Source organism: Brevundimonas fontaquae (genome assembly GCF_017086445.1).
GTDB lineage: Bacteria > Pseudomonadota > Alphaproteobacteria > Caulobacterales > Caulobacteraceae > Brevundimonas > Brevundimonas fontaquae.
Window position 1 is genome coordinate 1,027,172 of record NZ_CP070968.1, and the last position, 22,006, is coordinate 1,049,177.

Consider the following 22,006-nt stretch of genomic DNA (forward strand, 5'->3'; position numbering starts at 1 on the left):
TAGCGTTGATCTCTGCAAAGGCCCGAAATATAGCGGATGCTGTGTTCTCCATCCAACCGAGGTTTGAGAAATATTCCAACCACAGTCTGCGCTTAGGTTTCGCAGGATCGAGCCGCTGAATGGATAGGTCCAGCTTTTTTGCTGGATACGCAACGGATAATATGAAGTTGTAAAGAAACGTTTTAAGTTCTTATGCAATCTCTTAGAAGTGCGCAGAGCAGGTATGAGGAAGCGGCTTCTGACGAGGTCATTGCTGTGTGAACAGCGAACCTAGCCACTTGCTTAAGACGGTAAGCCCCCTAAGCCTCACGGCTTTGATCGGTGAGGCCGCCACCGGATTTGATCGCTGCCGAGGTGCAAACCCTCTGATGCATGGCCACATAGAGGTCCGGTCCAACCTCGGGCTCAAGGCAAAGTATGATCTTGGCGGTGGCTATCGACCCATGCCGAGTGACGACGTAACGCACAACAGCCGCGTCCGTGGCCCGCGCAGCGCATTCAGCATCACCAGCAGCGAACTCGCGGTCATGGCGACTGCGGCCCCCAAGGGCGACAACAGGCCCAAGGCCGCCAGGGGCAGAACGACGATGTTGTAGGCGAGGGCGAGAACCACATTCTGGCGGATGGTGCGTCGCGTCTCGTCAGCCAGGCTCAGCGCCACATCGACTTGCTCAAGACCGCCCCTCAGGATGACGATCGCCGCCGTGGCCGTCGCGGCCGGATGCGCCCGGGCCACCGAGACCCCGCAGGCGGCTGCGGTCAGGGCGGGGGCGTCGTTCACGCCGTCGCCGACGAAGAGCACAGCTCCGCTCGTGTTCCTGACCCTGTCGGCCTTGTCGGCGGGGGTGCAGCCCCAATGGACCGCAGAGGCGTCCAAACCGATCCGCTGCGCGACCGCCAGAGCCGGCCCCTCGGCGTCGCCGGTGGCCATGACGACCCGCAATCCCCGCCGCTTGAGCCGCGCCACGCCGTCAGCGGCGCTGGGGTCCAGCGCATCGGCGAGCAGAAGATCGCCGATCGCGAGACCATCCAGGGTGACCCGAAGACGCGTTTCTCCCTCCAGGCTTGGGACGCCGCCGACATGAATGTGGGCGCCGTCCGCCAGGGTCGTCTCGGCGCCGCGATCCAGGCGTCGGCCGCCGACCACGACCGCGTCGTCGATCGGCGCAGCGGCGACGACGGCCTGCGCGAGGGGATGGGCGACCCCTGTCTCCGCACGCGCCGCCAAATCCAGCACCTGCGCTGCGGACCAGCCGGGGCAGGGCGCGATGGCGACCACTTCGGGGCGGCCCAGGGTGAGGGTCCCGGTCTTGTCCAAAAACACAGTGCGCAGCCCGGTCATGCGATCGACCACGCCAGGATCGGAGAACCGCACACCGTGTTCGGCGGCTTTGGCCGAGAGCCGCGCCTGAGCCAGGGGCGCGGCCAGGGCCAGAGCGCAGGGGCAGGCCGCCAGGAGCACGACCAAACCACGCATCACCGCCTCGCCGACGTCGGCCGTGAGCGCCAGTGTCGCCGCCGTCACCAGGACGGACGCCAGGATCAGGCCCTGGGTCAACGCGCCGGCCAGACGGGCGATCCGGTCCTCGTCACCGCCGCGCGTCGCCAGTTCGAGGGCCACCCGTCCGCCCATCCGATCCACGTCTCGATCCCCGGCGTCGCGGTCGACCGAGACTTCGATCATCCGGTCGAGGTTCACGGCCCCCGCGCTGATGCGATCCCCGGGAGTGATGGCGCGCGGCGCGGACTCGCCGTTCAGCACGGCCGCATTCAGACGGCTCTCGCCGGCCACAACCCGGCCGTCGACGGTCGCCACGGCGCCGGCGGGGATCCGCACGCGATCGCCGAGGCGAAGGCTGGCGTTGGGCGCCGCCTGCCAGCCGTCCGCCTCCCGCCAGACCAGGGCCGTGTCGTCGAACAGACGGCCCATGGCCACCACGGCCTGGGCGGCCCCGCGCCGGATGTGGGTCTCGATCAGACGTCCGGTCAGAAGCAGCGTGATCAGCATCACCGCCGTGTCGAAGTAGACGTGACGATCGCCGGCCATCAGATGAACGAGCGAGGCCGACACGGCGCCGCCGACGCCGAGCGTGACCAGGAGGTCGAGCCCGGGCGCGCGCAGGCGCACGGATCGGATCGCCATGCGGCCGATGTCCCAACCGCCATAGAGGAGCGCCGGCAGGGCCAGCAGACCGCTGGCGACGGCCAGTCTCCAGGCGAGATCCGCACCGAGGCTCGGCGTCACATAGAGCACGATCGCCGCGACCATCGCCCACATGCCGAAGGCGACGGAAACGGCGAGCCTGAGCGTCAACTGGCGGATCTGACCGTCGAACCGGTCCACCGCATCCTGGGGGTCGGCGCGCTCGATCAGGCGATAGCCGGCCTGACGGACGACGGTTCGAAGATGCGCGAGGTCGCAGCGCTGGGCTTCCCATCGGACCAGGGCCGAGGCGGAGAGGTGATGGACCCGGGCGAGGAGGACGCCGGGGGTTTCGCCAAGCCGACGCTCCAGACCCCGCGCGCACCCGCCGCAAAAGAGGCCGTCGACGGCGAACAGTTGTTGGCGCGGTTCCGCGCTCAAGGCCGAGCGCGGGTGGTCGGTTCAGGCGTGCCCACCCCGATCAGACGGCCCTGATAGGTCCGCCCGTAAAACGTTTCCTCGCCGCCGTGGTTTTTTTGCGCCGTCTCCTGCACCGTGCCGGTCTGGCGAGGGTCCTTGGGCCGCTCTTGGCTGTTGATGAAGGCGGCGACATCCCAGGCCTGCTGGTCGGTGAGACGATCGCTCTGGCCAAGCGGCATATTGGCCTTGATGAAGCCGGCGGCGGTGTTCACCCGCGCCATGCCGGCCCCCCAGTTATAGGACCGGGGTCCCCAGAGCGCCGGGAAGACCGGGCGCCCATTGAGGTCGTATTGCCCCTGGCCGTCCGCCCCGTGGCAGGTCGCGCAGTTGGCGGCGTAAACCTGTCTCCCTCGCGCCGGGTCGTATCCCGCTGCGGTTTTTTCAAGCTCCGGATAGCCGGCGCCCTCCAGGTCCACGCCCGTCGGGGCCCCGCTGGCGAGCCAATGCATATAGATCTGCAGGTCTTTGTAGACGTCGTCCCCGGGCGGCGGCGGTCCTCCGGTCGGCGAATGCTGGGCGTTCATGGAATAGGTGAAACAGCCCTTCACCCGGTCTTCCATGGTGTTGATCTGCTTATTCTTGGACCGATATTTGGGATAGACGGTCCAGGCCGCCCACATGGGCGCCGAGTTGGGCCGTCGGCCGCCGTCGAGATGGCAGTTCGAGCACGACAGGTTGTTGCCCACGAAATCCGAGGCATTGGCTGACGTGTTCATGAAGATCGCCTGGCCGCGTCGGATCGCATCACCTTCCGGTCCGTCGGGAATGGCGCTGTCCGGCGGCGGCTGGAACAGGGCCGCATTGACCTTGTCGTCGCCGTCGGCTTCGCCGGCCTTGCGATCCCGCAACCAACCCGCGTCAAAGGCGTAGGCGGCGATCGCAAACAGGGCGAAGCCGCCGCCGACGGCGTAGATCACATCGCGGGCGAACCGGCCCTTGGCGGGCCGGTCCTGCGGAGCGGGAGGCGGAGCGTCGTCATCCATGGTCATCGCCTTTCATTATCGGAAACGGCCGGCACCGGCGGAAGGGTTGCAAGATAGTCGGCGACCGCGCGGCGGTCTGCGTCGGACAGATTGCGCGCGACCTCGTTCATCAACTGGACGTCGGAGTTGTCGCGCTCGCCCCCGACCCAGGCGGCCAGCTGAGAGGCCGTATAGGCGGGGTGCTGGGCGGCCAGGGAGGGGAAGTTCGGCGCCACGCCGAAGCCCGACGGGCCGTGGCAGCTGAAACAGGCGGGAAGGTTCTTGGACCAGTCGCCGTGCAGCGCCAACTGCTCCCCGCGCGCCATGTCTCCGCCCAGCTCCGGCTGCGCGGTGGAAGGCGTGCGAAGCGCCGAATAATAACGCGCGAGACCGCGCCGGTCGGCGTCGCTTAGGGCCCCGGCGACAGTCTGCATGGTCTCATTGCGGCGGCGGCCCGAGACATAGTCCTGCAGCTGTTTGACGATATACCCCTGCGGCAAACCCGCGAGCCGGGGCACGTTCGCGCCGCCCTCGCCCGCGGCGCCGTGACAGGAGGCGCAGGCCCAGGCTTCACCCTGGCCCTGTGTGACCAGGCGCATCACGGCGGGATCGTCGAAACTGGAAATCCGGACAGGCCCGACCGATGGCTGAGGCGCCAGACCGGGGTCGACGACCCGCGCGAGCTCCTCGCCTCCGCGCCAGGCCCCGCGGCCGCCGAAACGTTCACGCTGCGCCGCCACGAAGGCCGGCGTGATCTCTTGGTCGTCGCCGCCCCAGGTCTGGCGAACATGGCTGGCGACCCGCGCCAGTTCGGCGTCGGACAGCACGCTGGCGAAGCTCGGCATATGGCCGTCGAACACCTTGCCGCCGACATCGATCGGCCCGTCGATGCCGTGAAGCAGGATCTGCACGATGACGGCCGGATCGGCGGCGACGAACCGGGATCCCGCCAGCGGCGGGATAGCGCTTCTCACGCCCGCAGCATTGGGCTGATGGCAGGTCGAACACCGCGCCTCGAACACCTGAGCGCCGCTGTTCAAGGCGAGGGCGGGCGTCTCTTCGATCTGCTCGGCGCGTTCTTCACGTCCGACGCCGACGGCCTGGGCGTTGTCCCATAAGGTGACCGCGCCCCAGATCGCCAGGGCGATGGCGATCCAATAGACCGGCAGCGGAATGCGCCGGAACTCCTCGTAGGGTTCGAAGGCCTCGTCCGGTTCGCGGGGCTCAGGGGCGTCGGGCGGCCCTTTGCGGATCATTTCGGCTCGCCCTTTTCGCTGTAGCCGTCGTCGCGGACAGCGGTGGGCGGGGCAGGGAAGGTGCGGTCCAGACTGCGCAGATAGGCCACAAGGTCGCGCGCCTGCGGCCTCGCCACCACGACCTTGCCCTTGGGCGCATAGCGTTCCGGAAGCGCGACGACAACGTCGCCCGGCGCGGCCTTGTCCTTGATCTCGAACAGATAAGGATAGGCCGGCATGATGCTCCAGTCGTAGATCGCGCGCGGCTGATAGAGATGGGTCATGTGCCAGCCTTCGCTCGGCAGCCGGGCGCCCACATTCTGAAGATCCGGCCCGGTGCGCATGGTGCCGAGCTGGTGGGGTTGGTCGTAGAAATAGTCGGAGGCCACCGCCGCCCGTCCCCAGCCCCGTTCGCCATCCGGCGCCTGGTCCAGGGCGCGGGGCTGCTGGCTGTGACAATAGACGCAGCCCTCGGAGACATAGACCGCCCGTCCCCGGAGCTCCGCCTCTGTGTAGGGCAGCAGACCCGGCGTGGGCGCTTCTCCGCGGATCTGGATGCCGGGGAGGATGACCAGCATCAGGGTGGCGAACGCCAGGATGGCGAGGGCGAAGATGCCCAGAGGGATGACGCGGTTCATGCTGCGGTCGCCGGAACGGTGTCAGTGGGCGCGGTGCCAGCCTGAGGGGCGCGTCCCTGCGCCAGCAAGGCGACGAAATGGCCCGCGAAGATGAGATGGCCCAGCGTCATCAGCGCGCCGCCGACAGAGCGGGCCTCAAGATAGGGCGCCAGAACGGTGACGCTGTCGGCGAAGGGGCGCGTCGCGTCCAGCATGGCCAAGCCTTGCAGCACGCCGCCGATGGTCAGGGCGAAGAAGTAGATGGCGAAGCCGACGACCACGAGCCAGAAATGGACCTTGATCAGGGCCGGCGCAGGCCATTGCCGCCCCGTCAAGCGCGGCCCCATGTGGTAGACCGCGCCGAACATAATAAAGGACACAAAACCATAGGCGCCCAGATGGGCGTGGCCGACCGTATATTGGGTGAAGTGGGTCACGGTATTGACCGTGCGCAACGCCTCGATCGACCCCTGGAAGGACGCCAGGGTGTACATGACCGCCCCAAGCGAGATGAACCGCAGAGGAACCGAGGCCTTGAAGGCCCAGAGGTTGCGGGCGACCGTGACGTGCTGGTTGATGGCCACGGCGATCACAGGCACGAACATCATCACACTGTGGACGATCGACAGGGTCACCACCCAGGTCGGCACCGGACCGCCGATCAGATGGTGGATGCCGACCTGACTGTAGAACAGCGCCAGCGCCCAGAAGCCGAGCAGCGACAGACTATAGGAGTAGATCGGCTTTCCGATGATCTTGGGAATGAAATAATAGGCTGCGCCCACGCCCAGCGGGGTCAGCCAGAGCCCCAGCACATTGTGGGCGAACCACCAGTTGACCGTCGCCTCCTGCACGCCCGAATGGATGCCCGGCAGATTGGCGATGAAGAACAGGACGGGAAACCAGCACAGCGCGCCCAGATAGTACCAGCCGGTCACATAGATATGGTCGACGTTGCGCCGCAGCGCCGTATGGAGAAGCGGCCAGACGAAGAAGGTGCCGGCCAGGGCCAACAGCCCATCGATCTGCCAGGGAATCTCCAGCCATTCCTCGCCGTCCGTCCAGCCTGAGGCGATCGCCAGGGCGCCGCAGGCTACGGCGACGTTCCAGAGCACGGCCCCGATCACCGGCAGGCGCGGATGTCGCAGCGCGGTGTGGAAGATGCGCGGGGCGATCCAGAGCGCCACGCCGATGCCGGTCATCGACAGCCAGCCGTAGATCACCAGGTTCAGGTGAAGGGTGCGAACCCGGCCGAAGGTCAGCGGGCCGATGTCCGTCAGCCAGTCCGGCCAATGGAGCTTCAGCGAGGCCATCAGGCCGAAGATCGAGCCGATGACGAGCCAGGCGATGCCGCTGCCGATAAGGATCGTCACAGGGCGGCGCGAAACCGCATCGATGCCCTCGCGCTCGGTGTCATAGTGATGCGGCCCGACGGACTGGGTGTCCTCGCCGGACATCGTCGCATCGTCGGGCGTTCCGGCCTCCCCGGGCGTGAAAACCGTATAGGCCTGCCCCTGGTGCAGTTGGAGCTGCCGGTTGGTCACCGCCCAGATCAGAAAGGCCAGGGCCAGCAGCGACACGAGGAAGCTGAGCGCCAGCAGGAGGCCGATGGTTACCGACATGGGGCGAGGACTCCGTCAGAAGGCATAGGTCACGTCCACATAGCCGTAGGTGGTGTCGTCGGCCGCCGGCGCGTTCGGCGCATCGGTCAGGGCGCGGCCCTTGAAGAGCCGGGCGCCGCCGGTCTCCAAGGTGACGTCAGGGGTCAGCTTGTAGCGAACCCGCGCCTCGATTTGGGTTCCGCCAAAGCGGCCGCTGTCGCCCGACGGGTCGACGACCCCCGTCGCGCCCAGGCTGTCGCGCGCGTCTTCCAGCCAGAGTCCCCGCATAGCGACGAAGCCGTCCAGCTTGCGGTTAGGCTTTACCTCCAGACGTATGCCGGGCGACACGAGGTTGGCGCGTGAGACCGCGCCGTAGAGACCGGCGGGGCCGAACTCGAAGCGTCGTGCGCCATAAAGGGTGTCGAACCGGCCATAGTCCCCCTGGCCCCCGTCACCCGTGACATAGTCGAACTGGGCCGCCAGTCGCGGCGACCATTGGCGCCTGAAGGTGCGGCCTGCCTCCAGATGAAGGAAGCCGGCCCTGACCTCCACATCCTGGGTGTCTGCGGGCGAGGCAAAGCGGCGGACCTGGCCGACCTGAGCCGCCGCCTCGACCTCAACATCCCATAGCCCGGCCGCCGGCGACTGGCGCCAACGGACGCCGGGCGTCGCCAGCCGGCGGTTGCGGGTCTGCTGGTCCGCGTCATCGCTTTCGGTGAGGCCGAGGACATAGAGGTCGAGCGACAGCCGCTGGCCGAGGTCGCGAGTCCAGAACAGGCCGGCGAACTGAAGATCGGCATCCTCGCGATCCCACGCGACCCGGTTGTCCTCGATGGCGGCCCTGTCGTCCGGCAGCCGCACCTGCGGCATGACCCAGAAGGCCGTCAGCGCCCCGTCGGCCAGGGGCGTGTCGAAACGGGCGCCGGTATAAGCGTTTGTGGTGTTGCGGAAGTTCTGGCGAGAGACGAAACGCTTGGATCCCAGGTCCATGGTGAACCGGCCCAGCTGCAATGTCCGCGCGTCTCCCGCGCCGAGACGGACTTTGGCGTAAGCCTGCACCAGCTCCAGCGCATTGACCTCGCCGACGCCGACCGACGACCGCGGCCCCTGACCGAAAGCCCGGGAATCGAACAGCTCGCCGCCGAACGTCACGCGACCCACATACCGCTCGACGGCCAGCGTCAGCCGCGTCGTCAAAACGGCGTCGCTCGGCTCCGCCGTTGGACGAAACTGGCCAGACAGCGTCTCTCCGCGCGCTCGCGCTGACCCGGACACACGCCAGCCGTTGTCGGCGACCGCCTGCTGCCCGCTGGCGGCGAGGGCGCCGCTCATGAGGATAGAAATCAGCACCGGACACGCGTTCCCATGGCTGGCGCGGGCCTCTTGATGTCTCCCATCGGCGTTTCCTGCTGCGTTTTGTCGCAACAAGCCGGGTCAAGCTTAAGTCAGCCTTAAGGTGACCGCGACGGCGTCCGGCGCCCAAACCAGCGGTGCACGCGATCGGCGTAGGCCGACCAGGCTGACCCGAAGAGGAGCGCCAGGTGTCGTTCCTCGCGCCGGATGGCGAGACGGTCGGTGGCGAAGGCGGCGACGGGGGCGGCCACGAAGAACGAGGCGTTGTCGAACAGGCCCCCGAGGCCGAGCAGCAGCAGGCCGTTGGCGAGATAGATCGGGTTGCGGCTCCAGGCGAACGGACCGGTCGTGACCAGGGCGGTCGCCGCCCGGTGCGGCAGGATGTTGGCGCGCCGCCGCCGCATCTCCAGCATGGCCCAGAGGTCCAGACCAAGGGCGAGCCCGACCAGAAGGCCGCCGGCGGCGAAGGCGCCGGGGAAGAGGGCGGGCGGAGTCCATAGACGCGCCGTGATGAGCGCGACAAGGACGGCGCCGCCCGTGATGAGCGGCGGCCAGGGCCAGCGGTTCGGCGCCTGCGGCCTCACCCGCCGGCCAGCTTGAGAACGCCGCGCAGCAGATAGGCGACGACGCCCAGGACGCCCACGCCCAGCACCCAGAGGGCGACGAACCAAAGGCCCTGCCGAAGCCCGTTTGTTGAGCCGCGACGCATCAGTGGTAACCGTCGTCGCCGACCTTGCCGCGAAACACCCAGTAGGCATAGGCGGTGTAGGCTAGGATGATCGGGATCAGGATCAGGGCGCCGACCAGCATGAACAGCTGGCTGGAGGCGGGGGCGGCGGCCTGCCACAGGGTGATCTCGTCGGGCACAGCGTAGGGGAAGACGCTGACGCCCAGCCCCGCGAAGGTGACGGCGAACAGGCCCAGAGACAGCAGGAAGGGCCAGACCTCACGCTTCTGACGCATGGTCCAGAAGAAGGCGGCTGCGACGATCAGAACGAGCAACGGCACCTGGGCCGTCAGAAGCACGCCGGGCCAGTCGAACCAGCGCCGGGCGTATTCGCCGTCGAGGAAGGGGGTGGCCAGGCTGACCGCGCCAATCATCAGCAGGGTCGCCGGACCCAGTTTCCAGGCCTGGGCGCGGGCGTGGGCCTGGAGCGCGCCCTCCGTCTTCATGTTCAGCCAGGTGGCCCCCAGAAGGGCGTAGCCGACGACGACGGCGGCGCCGGTCAGCAGGCTGAAGGGGCTGAGCCAGTCCCACCAGCCGCCGCCGTAGGCGCGGCCCGACACCTCGACCCCTTGCAGGATGGCCCCCAGGGTGACGCCCTGGGAGAAGGCGGCCAAGAGGGAGCCGCCGAAGAAGGCGACATCCCAGACGGGCTTGGCCCGTACCGTACGCCAGCGGTATTCAAAGGCGACGCCGCGGAAGACCAGGCCCAGCAGCATGGCGATGATCGGCGTATAGACCGCCGGCATCAACACGGCGTAGGCGAGGGGAAAGGCCGCGAACAGGCCGCCGCCGCCCAGGATCAGCCAGGTCTCGTTGCCGTCCCACACCGGAGCGATCGAGTTCATCGCCTTGTCGCGCTGATCGCCGGCCTTCAGCGTCGGGAACAGGATGCCGACGCCCAGGTCGAACCCGTCCATGACGATATAGGCGAAGACGGCGAAGGCCAGCAGGCCGGCCCAGACCAGGGTCAGATCAACGCTCATGATCGGTCTCCTCGCCGGTCGGGATGGGGCGGTCCGGGTCGATGGCGGGGGCGGGGGTGATGCCCGCCGTGCGGATCGGGGTTTCCGCCACGCCCGGCTCGTCCCGGTGCGGCGCATGGCTCATCAGACGCAGGATGTAGAAGACCCCGGCGCCGAAGACGGTGAAATAGACCACAGCGAAGGCGGCCAGGGAGGTTGCGACGGCGGGCGCCGCCAGGGGCGCAGCGCTGTCGGCGGTGCGCAACAGGCCGTAGACGGTCCAGGGCTGACGGCCGACTTCCGTGGTGATCCAGCCGGCCAGCACGGCGACGAAACCCATCGGTCCCATGACCAGGGCGAAGCGGTGCAGCCAGGGGGCATCGTAAAGGCGTTTGCGCAGCCGGGCGTACAGTCCCCACAGTCCCAGCAGCAGCATAGCCATGCCTAATCCCACCATGACGCGGAAGGACCAGAAGACGATCTCCACCGGAGGCCAGTCGGCGCGGGCGATGGTGTCGAGACCGGCCAGCGGAGCGTTCGGATCGTGCTTCAGGATCAGGGACGACAGCTTCGGAACCTCGACGGCCCCATGGACGGTGGCGGCCTCGCGATCGGGCAGGCCGAACAGGATCAGCGGCGCCCCGTCCGGGTGGCTTTGGAAATGGCCTTCCATCGCCATGACCTTGGCGGGCTGGTGCTCCAAGGTGTTCAACCCGTGCATGTCGCCGATGAAGATCTGCACCGGAGCGGCGACCAGGATCATGCCCATGGCCATGGCGAACATCTTGCGCGCGCCCTTGTTGGTCCGCTCCTTCATCAGGTGCAAGGCGCCGACCGCGCCCACCACCAGACCGGTCGTCAGATAGGCCGCCAGCAGCATGTGGGCGAGGCGATAGGGGAAGGACGGGTTGAAGACGATCTTGAACCAGTCGGCCGGGATGAACTGCCCCACCTCGTTGATGGCGTAGCCTTGCGGCGTCTGCATCCAGCTGTTGACCGACAGGATCCAGAAGGCCGAGGCGAAGGTGCCGATGGCGACCATCAGGGTGGCCAGGAAGTGCAGCTTCTTGCCGACCCGGTTCAGGCCGAACAGCATCACGCCCAGGAAGCCCGCCTCGAGGAAGAAGGCGCTGAGCACCTCATAAGCCATGAGGGGGCCGATGACGGGTCCGGCCTTGTCGGAGAAGACCGACCAGTTGGTGCCGAACTGATAGGACATCACCAGACCGGAGACGACGCCCATGCCGAAGGCGACGGCGAAGATCTTCAGCCAGTATTTGAACAGGTTCAGATAGAGCTCGCGCCCCGTTTTCAGCCACAGGGCCTCCAGCACGGCCAGATAGCTGGCCAGGCCGATAGAGAAGGCCGGGAAGACGATGTGGAAGGCGACGGTGAAGGCGAACTGCATCCGCGCCAGGATCAGGGCGTCAAAGTCCATGGTGATGTCTCAACCAATCAGGCCGAGCGCGCCGGCGCTGCGGTAAAGCATATAGAAGGCGACGACGAAGATCAGCCCGGCGAAGACGGTGTTCAAGACGCCTTTTTGTCCCGACAGCGCCTTGGCCAACCGCGCGCCGACGAGGCCGCCCAGTACGCCGCCGCCGATGAACACCGCCGCCAGGGGCCAGTCGACCCAGCCGTCCAGGGCGTAGTTGAAGGCCGTGGTCAGGCCGAAGGCGGTGACGCCGACAAGCGATGAGCCAACCGCATAATAGATCGGCATCCGGGTCGAGAACATCAGGCTAGGCACGATCAGGAAGCCGCCGCCGATGCCGAAGAAGCCCGACATCACGCCCGTGGCCAGCCCTGTGCCGACGAGCTTAGGTGCATTGCGGCGATCAAGCTGAACGTTCGGGTCGCCGCCGGCGGAGCGGCCCCGCAACATCAGTACGCCGACGACAAGCATCAGGACGGCGAAAAGGGCCAGCAGCTTCTGACCGTCCACGGCCTTGCCCAGGCTCGAACCCAGAAAGGCTCCGAGCACCCCGGCGACCGCGAACAGACTGGCGATTTTCCATTTCACCGTGCCGTGGCGGGCATGATTGATCACATTGGCGAAGGCGTTGGCGGCCACGGCGAAGGCGCTGGTGCCGATCGCCAGATGCGGCTCCTTGACCCCGACCAGATAGACGATCAGCGGCACGGCCAGGATGGACCCGCCGCCGCCGACCAGGCCCAGGGTGAAGCCGACGAGCGAGCCGGCGCCGGCGCCGAGGCCGTACTGCAGCGGAGACAGGTCCATGATCAGGCTCAGGCGACAGCAGGGCGAAGCTGGGGGGCGGGTTCGATGTGGTGGGGGCCGGCCAGCCATTCGCGACCGCGCAACATCCCAAGCCAGTAGATTTCGGGCAGGGCCTGGGCCTTCAGATGCCAGGCCAGACGGGTCGGCTTGGTCCCGTCGAGCATCCATTTCGGGAAGCTGGGCAGGAGCTTGCCGCCATAGCCGAACTCGGCCAGCACGATCTTGCCGCGCTCGACCGTGAGCGGACATGAGCCATAGCCGTCATAGACCGCCCGAATCGGCTGGCCGTCCAGCAGCGACAGGATGTTCTCGGCCACCACGGGCGCCTGTTTGCGGGCGGCCGCAGCAGTCTTGGCGTTGGGCGCCGAACAGGCGTCGCCCAGACCGAAGACGTTTTCGAACCGCTTGTGGCGCAAGGTGGCGTCATCCACCTCGATCCAGCCGCTTTCGGCGGCCAGCGGACTTTCGCGAATGAAGTCCGGCGCGGTCTGCGGCGGGCAGACGTGCAGGAAGTCGAACTCGCGCCGAACCTGACTGACTTCGCCGTCCGCGTTCGTCACGGCGAAGGTCGCCGTCCTGGCAGGACCATCCACCGCGACCAGCTTCGATCCGAAGTTCAGGTCGATGCGGTATTTGCGGACATATTCCATCAGGGCCGGGACGTAGTCCTTGACCCCGAACAAGACCGGCCCGGCGTTGTGGAATTCGATCTCGATGTCGTTTCGGCCGTGATCACGCCAGAGATTGGCCGACAGATACATGGCCTTCTGGGGGGCGCCGGCGCATTTGATCGGCATGGGCGGCTGGGTGAAGATCGCCCGGCCGCTCTGCATCGCCTGCACCAGCTTCCAGGTGTAGGGCGCGGTCTCATAGCCGTAGTTGGACGTGACGTTGTTGCGCCCAAGGGTTTCGGCCAGGCCCGGAATGGCGCCCCAGTCCAGCTTCAATCCCGGCGCTGCGACCAGCATGCGATAGCCGATCCAGCGGCCGTCGGTCAGTTCGACGCGATCATGGATGGGGTCGAAAGCCGCGACCGAACCCCGCACCCACTGGGCGCCTTGGGGGATCAGGTCCTCGGTGCGGCGCCGGGTCCGCTCGGGCGTGAAGACGCCGGCGCCGACCATGGTCCAGCCAGGCTGATAGTAGTGATGTTCGGACGGCTCGACGATGCGGACGTCGAGACCCGGGCGACGGCGCAGGAGGCTGGCGGCTGTGGCGATGCCGGCGGATCCACCGCCGACGATCAGGACATCGCAGGACTCCAGGGGGGCGTACTGGGCGCTCACGACGCGGGCCCCTCAAGACGGGGACGCAGGGCGCCGAGGTCGTAGCCGGCGCTCCTGGCGCGGGCGATCAGATGATCAGGAGTTTGTGCGCTGGCGTTCGCCAGCGCCCACAGGGTGGTCGTGCGCGTGCCGGTGCGGCAGAAGCCGAACACAGGCTGGGGCAGGTTGGTCAGAGCCTCGCGGAAGTCCGCCACGTCCTGGTCGGAGATGGCGCCGCCGACCACGGGGACATGGGCGAAAGCCAGTCCCGCAGCCTCGGCGGCCTGGCGCAGATCTTCGGCGCTGGGCTGGCCGGGCTCTTCGCCGTCGGGTCGGTTGGAAATCACCGACCGGAACCCCTGGGCCGCGATGGCGGGCAGGTCTTCCGGGGCGATCTGGGGCGAGGCGGACAGGGCCTCGTCCAGGGGGCGAATATCCATGGCTTTGTCTCCCTAGGGTCTTTTCTGGTTCAGGCGTTTCGGTCGAGCGTCAGGCGGAACAGCGCCATGCCGGCCACGAGGGCGCCGACGAAGACGAAGGCCTGCCAGGCGCCGGTCGTCAGCGCCGCCAGCGCGGGGCCGGGGCACAGGCCGACCAGGCCCCAGCCCAGGCCGAACAGGACGGCCCCGCCGACCAAGGGGGTGTCGATGATGCGGCTCTCAGGCACATGGAAGGTGTCGGCCGCGACCGGAGCATCCATGCGCCGGCGGGTCAGATAGGCGATGGCGGAGGGGATCAGCGCCCCGCCCATGACGAAGGCCAGCGAGGTGTCCCACGCGCCCGTCACATCCAGGAAGGCCAGGACGCGCGCCGGGTTGATCATATCGGACACCACCATGCCGGCGCCGAACAGCAGGCCGCACAGGACGGCGACGATCAGCCGGTTCACGCCAGGCCTCCCAACAGGTGGCGGGTGACGAAGACGGTTAGGGCCGCAACCGCCATGAAGACGCCGGTGGCGACGATGGAGCGGGGCGACAGGCGGGCCAGGCCGCAGACGCCGTGGCCGCTGGTGCAGCCCGAGCCCCAACGCGTGCCGAAGCCGACGATCAGGCCGCCGAGCACCAGCAGCCAGATCTCCGAGGTGATCTGCACCTCGGGCCTGCGGATCAGCGCCGAGGCGAGGGCCGCTCCGCCCAACAGGCCGGCGATGAAAAGGAGGCCCAGGGTACGCGGCGCGCCTTTCGACAGGCTGGTTGCCGCCGCCGTTAGGCCCGAGATTCCGGCCACGCGCCCGTTCAGCAACAGATAGAGACCGGCGGACAGGCCGACCAGCAGACCGCCGGCCAACGGCCAGACGAAGGGGAGGGGCTCAAGCATCTGACCGCCTCACATCGCGTTCAGCGGGACCTTGAGGTAGCGCACCCCATTGTCCTCAGGCTCGGGCGGACGGCCGCCGTTCATGTTCACCTGCACTGATGGCAGGATCAGCTTGGGCATGGGCAAGGTCGCATCCCTCTGCGTCCGCATGGCCACGAATTCATCCTCGCTGACACCGTCACGCACATGGATATTGCCCGTGCGCTGAGCGCCGATCGTCGTCTCCCAGGCGAACTCGTCCCGCCCGGCGGCCTTATAGTCATGGCACAGGAACACCCGCGCCTCGTCCGGCAGGGCGGTCAAACGATGGATGGAGCGATACAGCGTCCGGGCGTCTCCGCCGGGGAAGTCGCAGCGCGCGGACCCGTAATCCGGCATGAACAGGGTGTCGCCCGGGAAGACGGCGTCGCCGATGACATAGGCCAGACAGGCCGGGGTGTGGCCGGGCACATGCAGGACCGTGGCCTTGAGCCCGCCGATCTCGAACCGGTCGCCGTCGTTGAACAGATGGTCGAACTGGCTGCCGTCGCGGCGGAAGTCGGTCCCTTCGTTGAATATCTTGCCGAAGACCGCCTGGACGGTGAGGATCTCATGGCCGATGGCCAGCTGACCGCCGAGCTTTTCTTGGAGATAGGGCGCCGCCGACAGGTGATCGGCGTGGGCGTGGGTCTCCAACAGCCACTGGACCGTGAGACCTTCGGATTTCACGTAATCAATGAGGGCGTCCGCCGAGGCGTGGGCGGTGCGGCCGGACGCCGGATCGTAGTCGAGCACGCTGTCGATGATGGCGCAGACGTCGGAGCCGGGATCGCGCACGACATGGCTGACGGTGAAGGTGGCCTCGTCGAAGAATGACCTGACGACAGGGCGCTGGCGAGGATCGCCCAGCGCGGCGCGCACGATGTCGGCGGCGTGGTCGCGGGTGGGATCGGGGATGGGCGAGGACATGGCGTGTCTCCGTTTCGGTGACTCAACACATATACCCATTCATAGTTCGTGCAAGTATGTATTTTAATGTAGCGGAAACGGTGGGAAGCGCTTAGCTTGCGGCTATGGAAACGATCGACACCGGGCCAGCCGTCTATCCCCCCGCAATGCGCGCCCTGCGCATCAACGATACGGCGCCGGACTTCAGCGCGCGCACGACGCAGGGCGAAAAGCGCCTCAGCGACTATCGTGGACGTTGGCTGGTTTTGTTCTCGCATCCAGCGGACTTCACGCCGGTCTGCACCAGCGAGTTCGTGGCCCTGGCCCGGCAGGCCGAGGCCTTCGCGGCGATCGAGTGCGATCTGATGGCCCTGTCGGTGGACAGCCTCTATTCGCACCTGGCCTGGCTGAAGGACATCTATCGCCGCTTCGGCGTGAAGGTGCCGTTCCCGATCATCGAGGATCCCTCCATGGCCATCGGCCACGCCTTCGGCATGGTGGACGCCGGTTCGAGCGACAGCGCGACGGTGCGCGCCACCTTCGTGATCGATCCCGAAGGCGTGGTGCGCGCCATCAGCTGGTACCCGATGAACATCGGCCGCTCGGTTGATGAACTGCTGCGCCTCGTCACCGCCTTGCAGACCTCGGACCGCGAGGCGGCCTCTACGCCGGCGGGCTGGATGCCCGGCGACGCCCTGCTGGAGCCGGCCGCCACCACCCTCGACGCCGCCATCGCCGACGGTGAAGGCGATGCGCCTTGGTATTATCGCGAGCGCCGCGCATGACCGACGATCAAGCGGCCGCCATGGAGCGGTTGAAGGAAAAGGCGCCGGAGGCCGCAGAGCTGTTGCGGCAGCTGGCCAACGCCAACCGGCTGCTGATCCTGTGCCATATCGCCGAGGAGGAGCGCTCGGTCGGTCAGCTCGAGGCGGACCTGGGCATCAAACAGCCGGCGCTGTCCCAGCAGCTGGCTGAGCTGCGCCAGTACGGTCTGGTCAAGACGCGTCGTCAGTCGCGCTCGATCTTCTATTCGATCGCCGACGAGCGGGCCCAGGCGGTCATGGGCATGCTCTACGAAATCTTCTGCGGCGATGCGAAGGCGGTCGGCGCGCGCGCCGCTGCCGCTGCCGCTGACGCGCCCCGCCCATCGACCCCGGCGCGTGGCGACACGGCGCAATTCGCGCGTATCACCGCCGTCGCACGTCGCTGACGGCCAACCCGCGCAGGAGAAACCCATGAAGGGCTTCATCGACAATATCGAACGTCTGACCGAGGAGAACACAGACTTTCGCCGTGTTCTCTATACCGGCCACAATCTGCAACTCGTCCTCATGGCCATTCCGCCCGGTCAGGAGATCGGCGAAGAGGTCCACGACGACCGCGACCAGTTCTTCCGCATCGAGGCCGGCGAGGGCGAAATCTGGATCGACGGCGTTCGTCACGCGGTGAAGGCGGACGACGGCGTCATCGTTCCTCAGGGGGCGCGCCACAATGTGGTCAGCACGGGTTCCGAACCGCTTCGGCTCTACACCCTCTACGGTCCGCCAGAGCATCTCGAGGGGACGGTTCACGTCACAGTGGATGAGGCCTCTGCCGACCACGAGCATTTCGACGGCCGCACGACTGAATAGCCGCTAGGGGCCGACGTCGTCCGCATCGGCGCGTCGGTCGTCGGGCCGTGGCAGGTTGAGAGCGATACCCAGGGCCTCCGCCAGCCGGGTGTCGCGACGATAGATGTCATCGCGAAAAGCGACGCGGCCCTGGCCGTCCAGGAAAGCGGTCCAATACAGCAGGCGTACGTCGATCGGCCGACCGGTCGCCACCCGGACGGTCTCGCCGCTGTCCAGCGCGGCGTCGAATCGGGCGAGCCTTGCGGGGTCGGGCGCGAGCAGAAGCCGAGCGAAGCCGACCGCGTCCTGCACCCGCACGCAGCTATGGCTCAGATGCCGGAAGCTCTGGTTGAACGCGCCCCGCGAAGGGGTGTCGTGCAGGAAGATGGCGTAGCTGTCCTGAAGCTCGAACTTGACCTGGCCCAAGGCGGCGTTCGGACCCGCGCGCTGCACCACCATGCCGTTCTGGATCGTCATGTTGCGCGCCCGCATATAGGCGGCGCCGCGCGGCAGGATTTCGCGCTGGGCGATGGAGGTCGGCACCGTCCAGGGCGGATTGGCGACGACCGAGGCGAAGGGCCGTTCGAGGCTGGGCGTCGCATTGTCAGCATCGCCCGTCACCACTCGCATCGAATGCACGGGGCGTCCGTCCTTCCAGTAGACCATGATGGAGGCGGCGGTGTTCACCTCAATCCGTTCCGGCGCGACGTCCCGCTTCAGCCAGCGGCGGCGTTCCAGATTGAGCGCGATCTGGCGCGCGCGGGCCTCGGCTGAAATCGACAGCGCCCGCTGGGTCGCCGGGCCGATGCGGGCGTCCGTCTCCAGGCCGTGGCGCACCTGGAACGCCCGAATGGCCTCTTGAAGCACCGATCCGTAGTCACCGCCGGACGAACCCACCATCGAGGCGGCGGCGTCGCTGAGATCACCTTCCACCCTAAGGCGTGGCAGGAGGGCGGGAAGGCGGGGGTCCGACGCAAACGGTTCGATCGTCGCGCCCAGGGCGAAGGCCGGCCAGCCGCCGCGATCGGCGATGGCGCGATAGCGGAGGAAGCCGTCGCACAGGCCCTGATAACCGCGGTCCTGGGGCGCGAGGCCGGCCATGGTCTCGGCCAAGGTTCCGTCATCGACCGCCTTCGCCAGCAGCGGCGGCGTATCGACCTGGTTGCGACCCATTTCCCAAAGGGTCTCGACTGATGCCGGGTCGACCCGACCGTGGGCGAGCGCCTCGGCCAGGGTCAGGATGGCCTGGGTCAGTTCGGCTTCGCTTAGGGCGAGGCCGTCGGGCGCCGCTAGGCCGTGGCGGTCCGCCAGGGCCAAGGCGTCCATGGCTTGCCGGCGCGATGGCCCCGACCAGGCGGGACGACCGCCTCGGGCGGCGTAGAAGGCTCTGGTCAGGGCAGTGATGTTGAAGGATGCGGGTGCGGCGCGCGCCGCCGTCGAGGCCCAGAGCGGCGCTGCGGCCGCCGCCAGCAGGTGTCGACGGTTCAAGGTGACGGAGCGACGGTTGGCCATGCCGCGGATAGGTCGGCTCCAACCTTAAGGCAGGCTTAAGGTTGGCCGGTCCGCCAGCCCCAACGCGCGAAGATGGCGGCCCCCTCGTCGGACTTCAAAAAGTCGAGGAAGGGCTGGGCGTCGGCGTCCTGGCGGCCAGTGTCCGTCACCACGGCGCCGGCGTCGCGGTAGATGCGATAGGGCTCTTCGACCTCGACCACATCAGCGAGGGTCGGATTGGCGACCTGCCAGATGCCCCAGATGATCCACGCGTCCAGCGTCGGGTCGTCAATCCAGGCCTGGCGGGCCTCGGCGCTGTTGCGGGCATAGACGACGATGTTGTGACGCAGCGCCCGGACCTTGGCGATGTCGCCGGTGCGGCCGGCCATATCCTCCCACAGGCCGTTCTGGCCCGCGCCATTGACGACCAAGACCCGGCGACCCGGCTGGAAGAGATCTTCCAGGCCGCCGATGCCGTCCGGATTTCCCGGCCGCACGAGGATAGAGGACGTCCGCAGATAGAGCGGCTCGACCGCCTCGGCGCGGATGCGTCCGTCCAGAGCGCTGACGAAGTCGGTCATCATCGTCTCCGAGCCGGAGAAGATCAGGTCGCCGTCCGCCTTGGCCTGATCAAGCCATTGGGGCGTCGGTCCAGCGACGACGGCCACCGCGCGACCGGTACGCGTTTCATAGGCCTTCGCTGCGTCACGCATGGCGGGGGCGGGGCCGCCGGGACCGTAGACATGAAGAGGATCGGCAGGCGACTGCGCCTGGGCGGCCAGGGCCGTCGCGCTTAAAAGGGCGACTAGCGCCAGTGTGGAAGGACGCATCAACGAGTCTCCTGGGGCGGGGCGAAGTGATTGGCGGGGATCTTGAAATAGATGCGGCCGTCCTCGGAGGGCGGCGGCAGGACGCCGCCGCGAATGTTCACCTGAAGCGCGTAGAGCATCAGGTTCGGCAAGGGCAGGGTAGCGTCCCGCCCGTCACGAAGCCGAACGAAATCCGCCTCGCTCCGCCCGCCGCCGACATGGATATTGTCCGCCTTCTGCTCACGCACAGTGCTGAAGCAGGCGGGCTCGCGGCCATCGGGGCCATAGTCGTGGCCGACGAAGACGCCCGTGTCCTCGGGCAAGGCCAGGATGTCTTGGATGCTTTCGTAGAGCGCCTTGGAGTCGCCGCCCGGGAAGTCGGCGCGCGAGGTGCCCGCATCCGGCATCATCAGAGTGTCGTGGACGAAGGCGTTGCCGCCAATCACATAGGTGATGGACGCCAGAGTGTGGCCTGGGGAGAAGATGACCCGCCCCGGCAGGTCGCCGACGGCGAACGCATCACCGGCCTGGAAGAGTCTGTCCCACTGGCGACCATCGGCCGGGAAGTCGTCGTCCAAGCCGTAGATGTCCTTCCACAGCCTCTGGACGCCAACCACTTTCTCGCCGATGGCGGTTGGAGCCTCTAGCTTCTCGTTGAGATAGGGCGCGGCCGAGAAATGGTCGGCATGGGGATGGGTGTCCAGCAACCATTCGACGGTCAGGCCCTCGGCCTCGACGTATTTGAGAATGGCGTCAGCGTTGCGCGTCGATGTCGCCGCCGCCTTCTCGTCGAAATCCCAGACCGGATCGATGATCGCGCATTTTCGGGTGCCCGGGTCGGAGACGACGTACTGCCAGCTGCCGGTCTTCTTGTCGTGAAGCGCCGCGATGCGGGCCCCGCCGTGTTCGATGATCTGCATGAAGGCTCCGTTTGACATCGTTGAGAGAAAGGCCGGACCCCTTTCGCGGTCCGGCCGGCGTCTGATCAGGCGGCTTTCGGGGCGTCGGGGAGGTCGCGCGTCGAAAAGTACCAGTCGGTGTAGTCATAACCCTCCGAAGCGCGGGCTTCGGCCGCCTCGGCGGTCTTGGGCGGGGGGACGATGGCGGGTTGGCCAGGGCGCCAGTTTTCAGGCGTTGCGACCCCGTTGGCGTCGGACGCCTGCAGGGCGGTGAGAAGCCGGACGAACTCTTCAATGCTGCGGCCATTGCTCATGGGGTAGTAGACCATGGCGCGCAGCTTGCCTTCCGGATCGATCAGGAAGGTGGCGCGAACGGCCGAGGTGTCGGCGGCGCCGGGATGGATCATCCCGTAGGCCTGGGCCACTTCCATCTTCAGATCCTCGATGATGGGGAAGGGGATTTGGACGCCGAACTTCTCCTTGATGTTCCGCGTCCAGGCCAGATGAGAGAAAATACTGTCGATGGAGAGCCCCAGGAGCTCGCAATTCATCGCGGCGAATTCATCCGCGTGCTTGGCGAAGCCAATGAACTCGGTCGTGCAGACCGGGGTGAAGTCCGAGGGGTGGGAAAAGAGGATCAGCCATTTGCCGCGGTAATCGGCCAGGCTGCGATCACCGTGGGTGGTGCGGGCGCGAAAGTCAGGGGCGGGTTCGTTGAGGCGGGGCAGTCCAGTCATGTCGTTGTCTCCTTCAGACAGCCCACCAAACACTTACATACATACTTACACAAACGAATAGTTCTTATGGCCAGGAAAGGTTCCGCCTATGCCGGTCCGTCAGTTCACAACCAAGGCATATCCTGCCTGTTGGTGGTGGATGACCGTCATCAGGGCGGCGAGGTCCACGGTCACGCCCGGCTCCAGTTCGGCTGGCGTAATACCTGCGCCCGCCATGGCCTGACCGCACAGCCGGACCTGAACGCCGCCGGCGATAAGAGCGCGTATCAGGGCGCTGTTGGGATTGATGTCGCCCTTGCCGCGCGCGGCCCAGGCGGCATCGGAGAGAACCCCAAGGGTGGCGGCGCCATGCAGCACGACCACGATCTGACGATGGTCGGCATCGACGCCGCCCGCCGCCAGCATATTCGCCAGCCGCGCGACACGATCCAGCCCCTTCAACACCTTGTCGTCCGGACCGCCCTGGGAGACGTCGAAGATGACCTGGTAGACGCGCGACGGATCCGGCTGTTCGCCGGCCTCGGGCAGAGGTTTGAAACCGCCAAAACCTGAGACGGCCTGAGCGAAGCTGGGGGAGGCCGCAACGGAGGCGGCCAGGGTCAAGGCGAGGAGGAGGGTCTTCATGG

Annotated in this window: 24 protein-coding genes; 3 read left to right on the plus strand and 21 right to left on the minus strand. The window is 67.2% G+C overall.

Annotated features, from left to right (window positions below; all coding sequences use genetic code 11):
• Nucleotides 1-433 precede the first annotated feature (433 nt).
• The 16 genes from JX001_RS04970 to JX001_RS05040 form a co-directional block, all read right to left on the minus strand.
• Nucleotides 434-2,584: a heavy metal translocating P-type ATPase gene (locus tag JX001_RS04970; protein WP_205682538.1), complete on the minus strand. Its 2,151-nt coding sequence runs from the start codon at nucleotides 2,582-2,584 to the stop codon at nucleotides 434-436.
• Nucleotides 2,581-3,606, minus strand: coding sequence for a c-type cytochrome (locus tag JX001_RS04975; protein ID WP_241004764.1), 1,026 nt, complete (start codon nucleotides 3,604-3,606; stop codon nucleotides 2,581-2,583). The genes JX001_RS04970 and JX001_RS04975 overlap by 4 nt, the downstream gene beginning before the upstream one ends.
• A gap of 2 nt (nucleotides 3,607-3,608) precedes the next feature.
• A complete protein-coding gene (locus JX001_RS04980) occupies nucleotides 3,609-4,841 on the minus strand; it encodes a c-type cytochrome (RefSeq protein WP_205682540.1) in 1,233 nt (410 codons plus the stop codon).
• A complete protein-coding gene (locus JX001_RS04985; RefSeq protein WP_205682541.1) occupies nucleotides 4,838-5,458 on the minus strand; it encodes a cbb3-type cytochrome c oxidase subunit II in 621 nt (206 codons plus the stop codon). The genes JX001_RS04980 and JX001_RS04985 overlap by 4 nt, the downstream gene beginning before the upstream one ends.
• A complete protein-coding gene (locus JX001_RS04990; protein ID WP_205682542.1) occupies nucleotides 5,455-7,059 on the minus strand; it encodes a cbb3-type cytochrome c oxidase subunit I in 1,605 nt (534 codons plus the stop codon). The genes JX001_RS04985 and JX001_RS04990 overlap by 4 nt, the downstream gene beginning before the upstream one ends.
• A 15-nt stretch (nucleotides 7,060-7,074) precedes the next feature.
• Entirely contained in the window at nucleotides 7,075-8,388 is a 1,314-nt protein-coding gene (locus tag JX001_RS04995) for an alginate export family protein (protein ID WP_205682543.1), read from the minus strand.
• Between the two features lie 101 nt (nucleotides 8,389-8,489).
• A complete protein-coding gene (locus JX001_RS05000; protein ID WP_205682544.1) occupies nucleotides 8,490-8,975 on the minus strand; it encodes a methyltransferase family protein in 486 nt (161 codons plus the stop codon).
• Nucleotides 8,972-9,100: a hypothetical protein gene (locus tag JX001_RS16370; protein WP_255413955.1), complete on the minus strand. Its 129-nt coding sequence runs from the start codon at nucleotides 9,098-9,100 to the stop codon at nucleotides 8,972-8,974. The genes JX001_RS05000 and JX001_RS16370 overlap by 4 nt, the downstream gene beginning before the upstream one ends.
• Nucleotides 9,100-10,101, minus strand: coding sequence for a cytochrome d ubiquinol oxidase subunit II (cydB, locus tag JX001_RS05005; protein WP_205682545.1), 1,002 nt, complete (start codon nucleotides 10,099-10,101; stop codon nucleotides 9,100-9,102). Before cydB ends, JX001_RS16370 begins: the two co-directional genes overlap by 1 nt.
• Complete coding sequence (locus JX001_RS05010; protein ID WP_205682546.1) at nucleotides 10,091-11,518, minus strand: cytochrome ubiquinol oxidase subunit I; 1,428 nt, start codon at nucleotides 11,516-11,518, stop codon at nucleotides 10,091-10,093. The genes cydB and JX001_RS05010 overlap by 11 nt, the downstream gene beginning before the upstream one ends.
• Nucleotides 11,519-11,527: 9 nt before the next feature.
• A complete protein-coding gene (locus JX001_RS05015; RefSeq protein ID WP_054764183.1) occupies nucleotides 11,528-12,322 on the minus strand; it encodes a sulfite exporter TauE/SafE family protein in 795 nt (264 codons plus the stop codon).
• 8 nt (nucleotides 12,323-12,330) lie between these two features.
• Entirely contained in the window at nucleotides 12,331-13,608 is a 1,278-nt protein-coding gene (locus JX001_RS05020; RefSeq protein WP_205682547.1) for an NAD(P)/FAD-dependent oxidoreductase, read from the minus strand.
• Nucleotides 13,605-14,027, minus strand: coding sequence for a protein tyrosine phosphatase family protein (locus JX001_RS05025; protein ID WP_205682548.1), 423 nt, complete (start codon nucleotides 14,025-14,027; stop codon nucleotides 13,605-13,607). Before JX001_RS05025 ends, JX001_RS05020 begins: the two co-directional genes overlap by 4 nt.
• Before the next feature lie 29 nt (nucleotides 14,028-14,056).
• The gene (locus tag JX001_RS05030; RefSeq protein WP_205682549.1) at nucleotides 14,057-14,476 is read right to left on the minus strand and encodes a DUF6691 family protein; all 420 of its coding nucleotides are present in this window, start codon (nucleotides 14,474-14,476) and stop codon (nucleotides 14,057-14,059) included.
• Complete coding sequence (locus JX001_RS05035) at nucleotides 14,473-14,907, minus strand: YeeE/YedE family protein (protein ID WP_205682550.1); 435 nt, start codon at nucleotides 14,905-14,907, stop codon at nucleotides 14,473-14,475. Before JX001_RS05035 ends, JX001_RS05030 begins: the two co-directional genes overlap by 4 nt.
• A 9-nt stretch (nucleotides 14,908-14,916) precedes the next feature.
• Nucleotides 14,917-15,855 (minus strand): MBL fold metallo-hydrolase, encoded by a 939-nt coding sequence (locus JX001_RS05040; protein ID WP_205682551.1) that lies wholly within the window; start codon nucleotides 15,853-15,855, stop codon nucleotides 14,917-14,919.
• 104 nt (nucleotides 15,856-15,959) lie between these two features.
• Between JX001_RS05040 and JX001_RS05045 the strand changes: the two genes are divergently transcribed.
• From JX001_RS05045 to JX001_RS05055, 3 genes are read left to right on the plus strand one after another with little or no spacing between them, the layout of a single operon-like run.
• Complete coding sequence (locus JX001_RS05045) at nucleotides 15,960-16,619, plus strand: peroxiredoxin (RefSeq protein ID WP_241004765.1); 660 nt, start codon at nucleotides 15,960-15,962, stop codon at nucleotides 16,617-16,619.
• On the plus strand, nucleotides 16,616-17,044 hold the full coding sequence (locus JX001_RS05050; protein WP_205682552.1) for an ArsR/SmtB family transcription factor: 429 nt from the start codon (nucleotides 16,616-16,618) through the stop codon (nucleotides 17,042-17,044). The genes JX001_RS05045 and JX001_RS05050 overlap by 4 nt, the downstream gene beginning before the upstream one ends.
• Nucleotides 17,045-17,069: 25 nt before the next feature.
• A complete protein-coding gene (locus tag JX001_RS05055; protein ID WP_205682553.1) occupies nucleotides 17,070-17,465 on the plus strand; it encodes a cupin domain-containing protein in 396 nt (131 codons plus the stop codon).
• 3 nt (nucleotides 17,466-17,468) lie between these two features.
• Here the strand turns inward: JX001_RS05055 and JX001_RS05060 are convergent, their stop codons facing one another.
• From JX001_RS05060 to JX001_RS05080, 5 genes are all read right to left on the minus strand, one after another.
• Complete coding sequence (locus JX001_RS05060) at nucleotides 17,469-18,956, minus strand: L,D-transpeptidase family protein (protein ID WP_205682554.1); 1,488 nt, start codon at nucleotides 18,954-18,956, stop codon at nucleotides 17,469-17,471.
• A gap of 35 nt (nucleotides 18,957-18,991) precedes the next feature.
• Nucleotides 18,992-19,765 (minus strand): substrate-binding domain-containing protein, encoded by a 774-nt coding sequence (locus tag JX001_RS05065; RefSeq protein ID WP_205682555.1) that lies wholly within the window; start codon nucleotides 19,763-19,765, stop codon nucleotides 18,992-18,994.
• The gene (locus JX001_RS05070) at nucleotides 19,765-20,664 is read right to left on the minus strand and encodes an MBL fold metallo-hydrolase (RefSeq protein ID WP_205682556.1); all 900 of its coding nucleotides are present in this window, start codon (nucleotides 20,662-20,664) and stop codon (nucleotides 19,765-19,767) included. Before JX001_RS05070 ends, JX001_RS05065 begins: the two co-directional genes overlap by 1 nt.
• Nucleotides 20,665-20,729: 65 nt before the next feature.
• A complete protein-coding gene (locus JX001_RS05075; protein ID WP_205682557.1) occupies nucleotides 20,730-21,380 on the minus strand; it encodes a peroxiredoxin in 651 nt (216 codons plus the stop codon).
• A gap of 99 nt (nucleotides 21,381-21,479) precedes the next feature.
• Complete coding sequence (locus JX001_RS05080) at nucleotides 21,480-22,004, minus strand: DsrE family protein (RefSeq protein WP_205682558.1); 525 nt, start codon at nucleotides 22,002-22,004, stop codon at nucleotides 21,480-21,482.
• Nucleotides 22,005-22,006: the final 2 nt, after the last annotated feature.

What these genes read in the sequence shown, in the direction of transcription:
- JX001_RS05025 (WP_205682548.1), bottom strand. Translation starts at nt 14,027, where the DNA reads ATGGATATTCGCCCCCTGGACGAGGCCCTGTCCGCCTCGCCCCAGATC.
- JX001_RS04980 (WP_205682540.1), bottom strand. Translation starts at nt 4,841, where the DNA reads ATGATCCGCAAAGGGCCGCCCGACGCCCCTGAGCCCCGCGAACCGGAC.
- JX001_RS05055 (WP_205682553.1), top strand. Translation starts at nt 17,070, where the DNA reads ATGAAGGGCTTCATCGACAATATCGAACGTCTGACCGAGGAGAACACA.
- JX001_RS05060 (WP_205682554.1), bottom strand. Translation starts at nt 18,956, where the DNA reads ATGGCCAACCGTCGCTCCGTCACCTTGAACCGTCGACACCTGCTGGCG.
- JX001_RS04975 (WP_241004764.1), bottom strand. Translation starts at nt 3,606, where the DNA reads ATGGATGACGACGCTCCGCCTCCCGCTCCGCAGGACCGGCCCGCCAAG.
- JX001_RS16370 (WP_255413955.1), bottom strand. Translation starts at nt 9,100, where the DNA reads ATGCGTCGCGGCTCAACAAACGGGCTTCGGCAGGGCCTTTGGTTCGTC.
- JX001_RS05075 (WP_205682557.1), bottom strand. Translation starts at nt 21,380, where the DNA reads ATGACTGGACTGCCCCGCCTCAACGAACCCGCCCCTGACTTTCGCGCC.
- JX001_RS05050 (WP_205682552.1), top strand. Translation starts at nt 16,616, where the DNA reads ATGACCGACGATCAAGCGGCCGCCATGGAGCGGTTGAAGGAAAAGGCG.
- JX001_RS05045 (WP_241004765.1), top strand. Translation starts at nt 15,960, where the DNA reads ATGGAAACGATCGACACCGGGCCAGCCGTCTATCCCCCCGCAATGCGC.
- JX001_RS05035 (WP_205682550.1), bottom strand. Translation starts at nt 14,907, where the DNA reads ATGCTTGAGCCCCTCCCCTTCGTCTGGCCGTTGGCCGGCGGTCTGCTG.
- JX001_RS04990 (WP_205682542.1), bottom strand. Translation starts at nt 7,059, where the DNA reads ATGTCGGTAACCATCGGCCTCCTGCTGGCGCTCAGCTTCCTCGTGTCG.
- JX001_RS05070 (WP_205682556.1), bottom strand. Translation starts at nt 20,664, where the DNA reads ATGCAGATCATCGAACACGGCGGGGCCCGCATCGCGGCGCTTCACGAC.
- cydB (WP_205682545.1), bottom strand. Translation starts at nt 10,101, where the DNA reads ATGAGCGTTGATCTGACCCTGGTCTGGGCCGGCCTGCTGGCCTTCGCC.
- JX001_RS05040 (WP_205682551.1), bottom strand. Translation starts at nt 15,855, where the DNA reads ATGTCCTCGCCCATCCCCGATCCCACCCGCGACCACGCCGCCGACATC.
- JX001_RS05010 (WP_205682546.1), bottom strand. Translation starts at nt 11,518, where the DNA reads ATGGACTTTGACGCCCTGATCCTGGCGCGGATGCAGTTCGCCTTCACC.
- JX001_RS05015 (WP_054764183.1), bottom strand. Translation starts at nt 12,322, where the DNA reads ATGGACCTGTCTCCGCTGCAGTACGGCCTCGGCGCCGGCGCCGGCTCG.
- JX001_RS05080 (WP_205682558.1), bottom strand. Translation starts at nt 22,004, where the DNA reads ATGAAGACCCTCCTCCTCGCCTTGACCCTGGCCGCCTCCGTTGCGGCC.
- JX001_RS04985 (WP_205682541.1), bottom strand. Translation starts at nt 5,458, where the DNA reads ATGAACCGCGTCATCCCTCTGGGCATCTTCGCCCTCGCCATCCTGGCG.
- JX001_RS05065 (WP_205682555.1), bottom strand. Translation starts at nt 19,765, where the DNA reads ATGCGTCCTTCCACACTGGCGCTAGTCGCCCTTTTAAGCGCGACGGCC.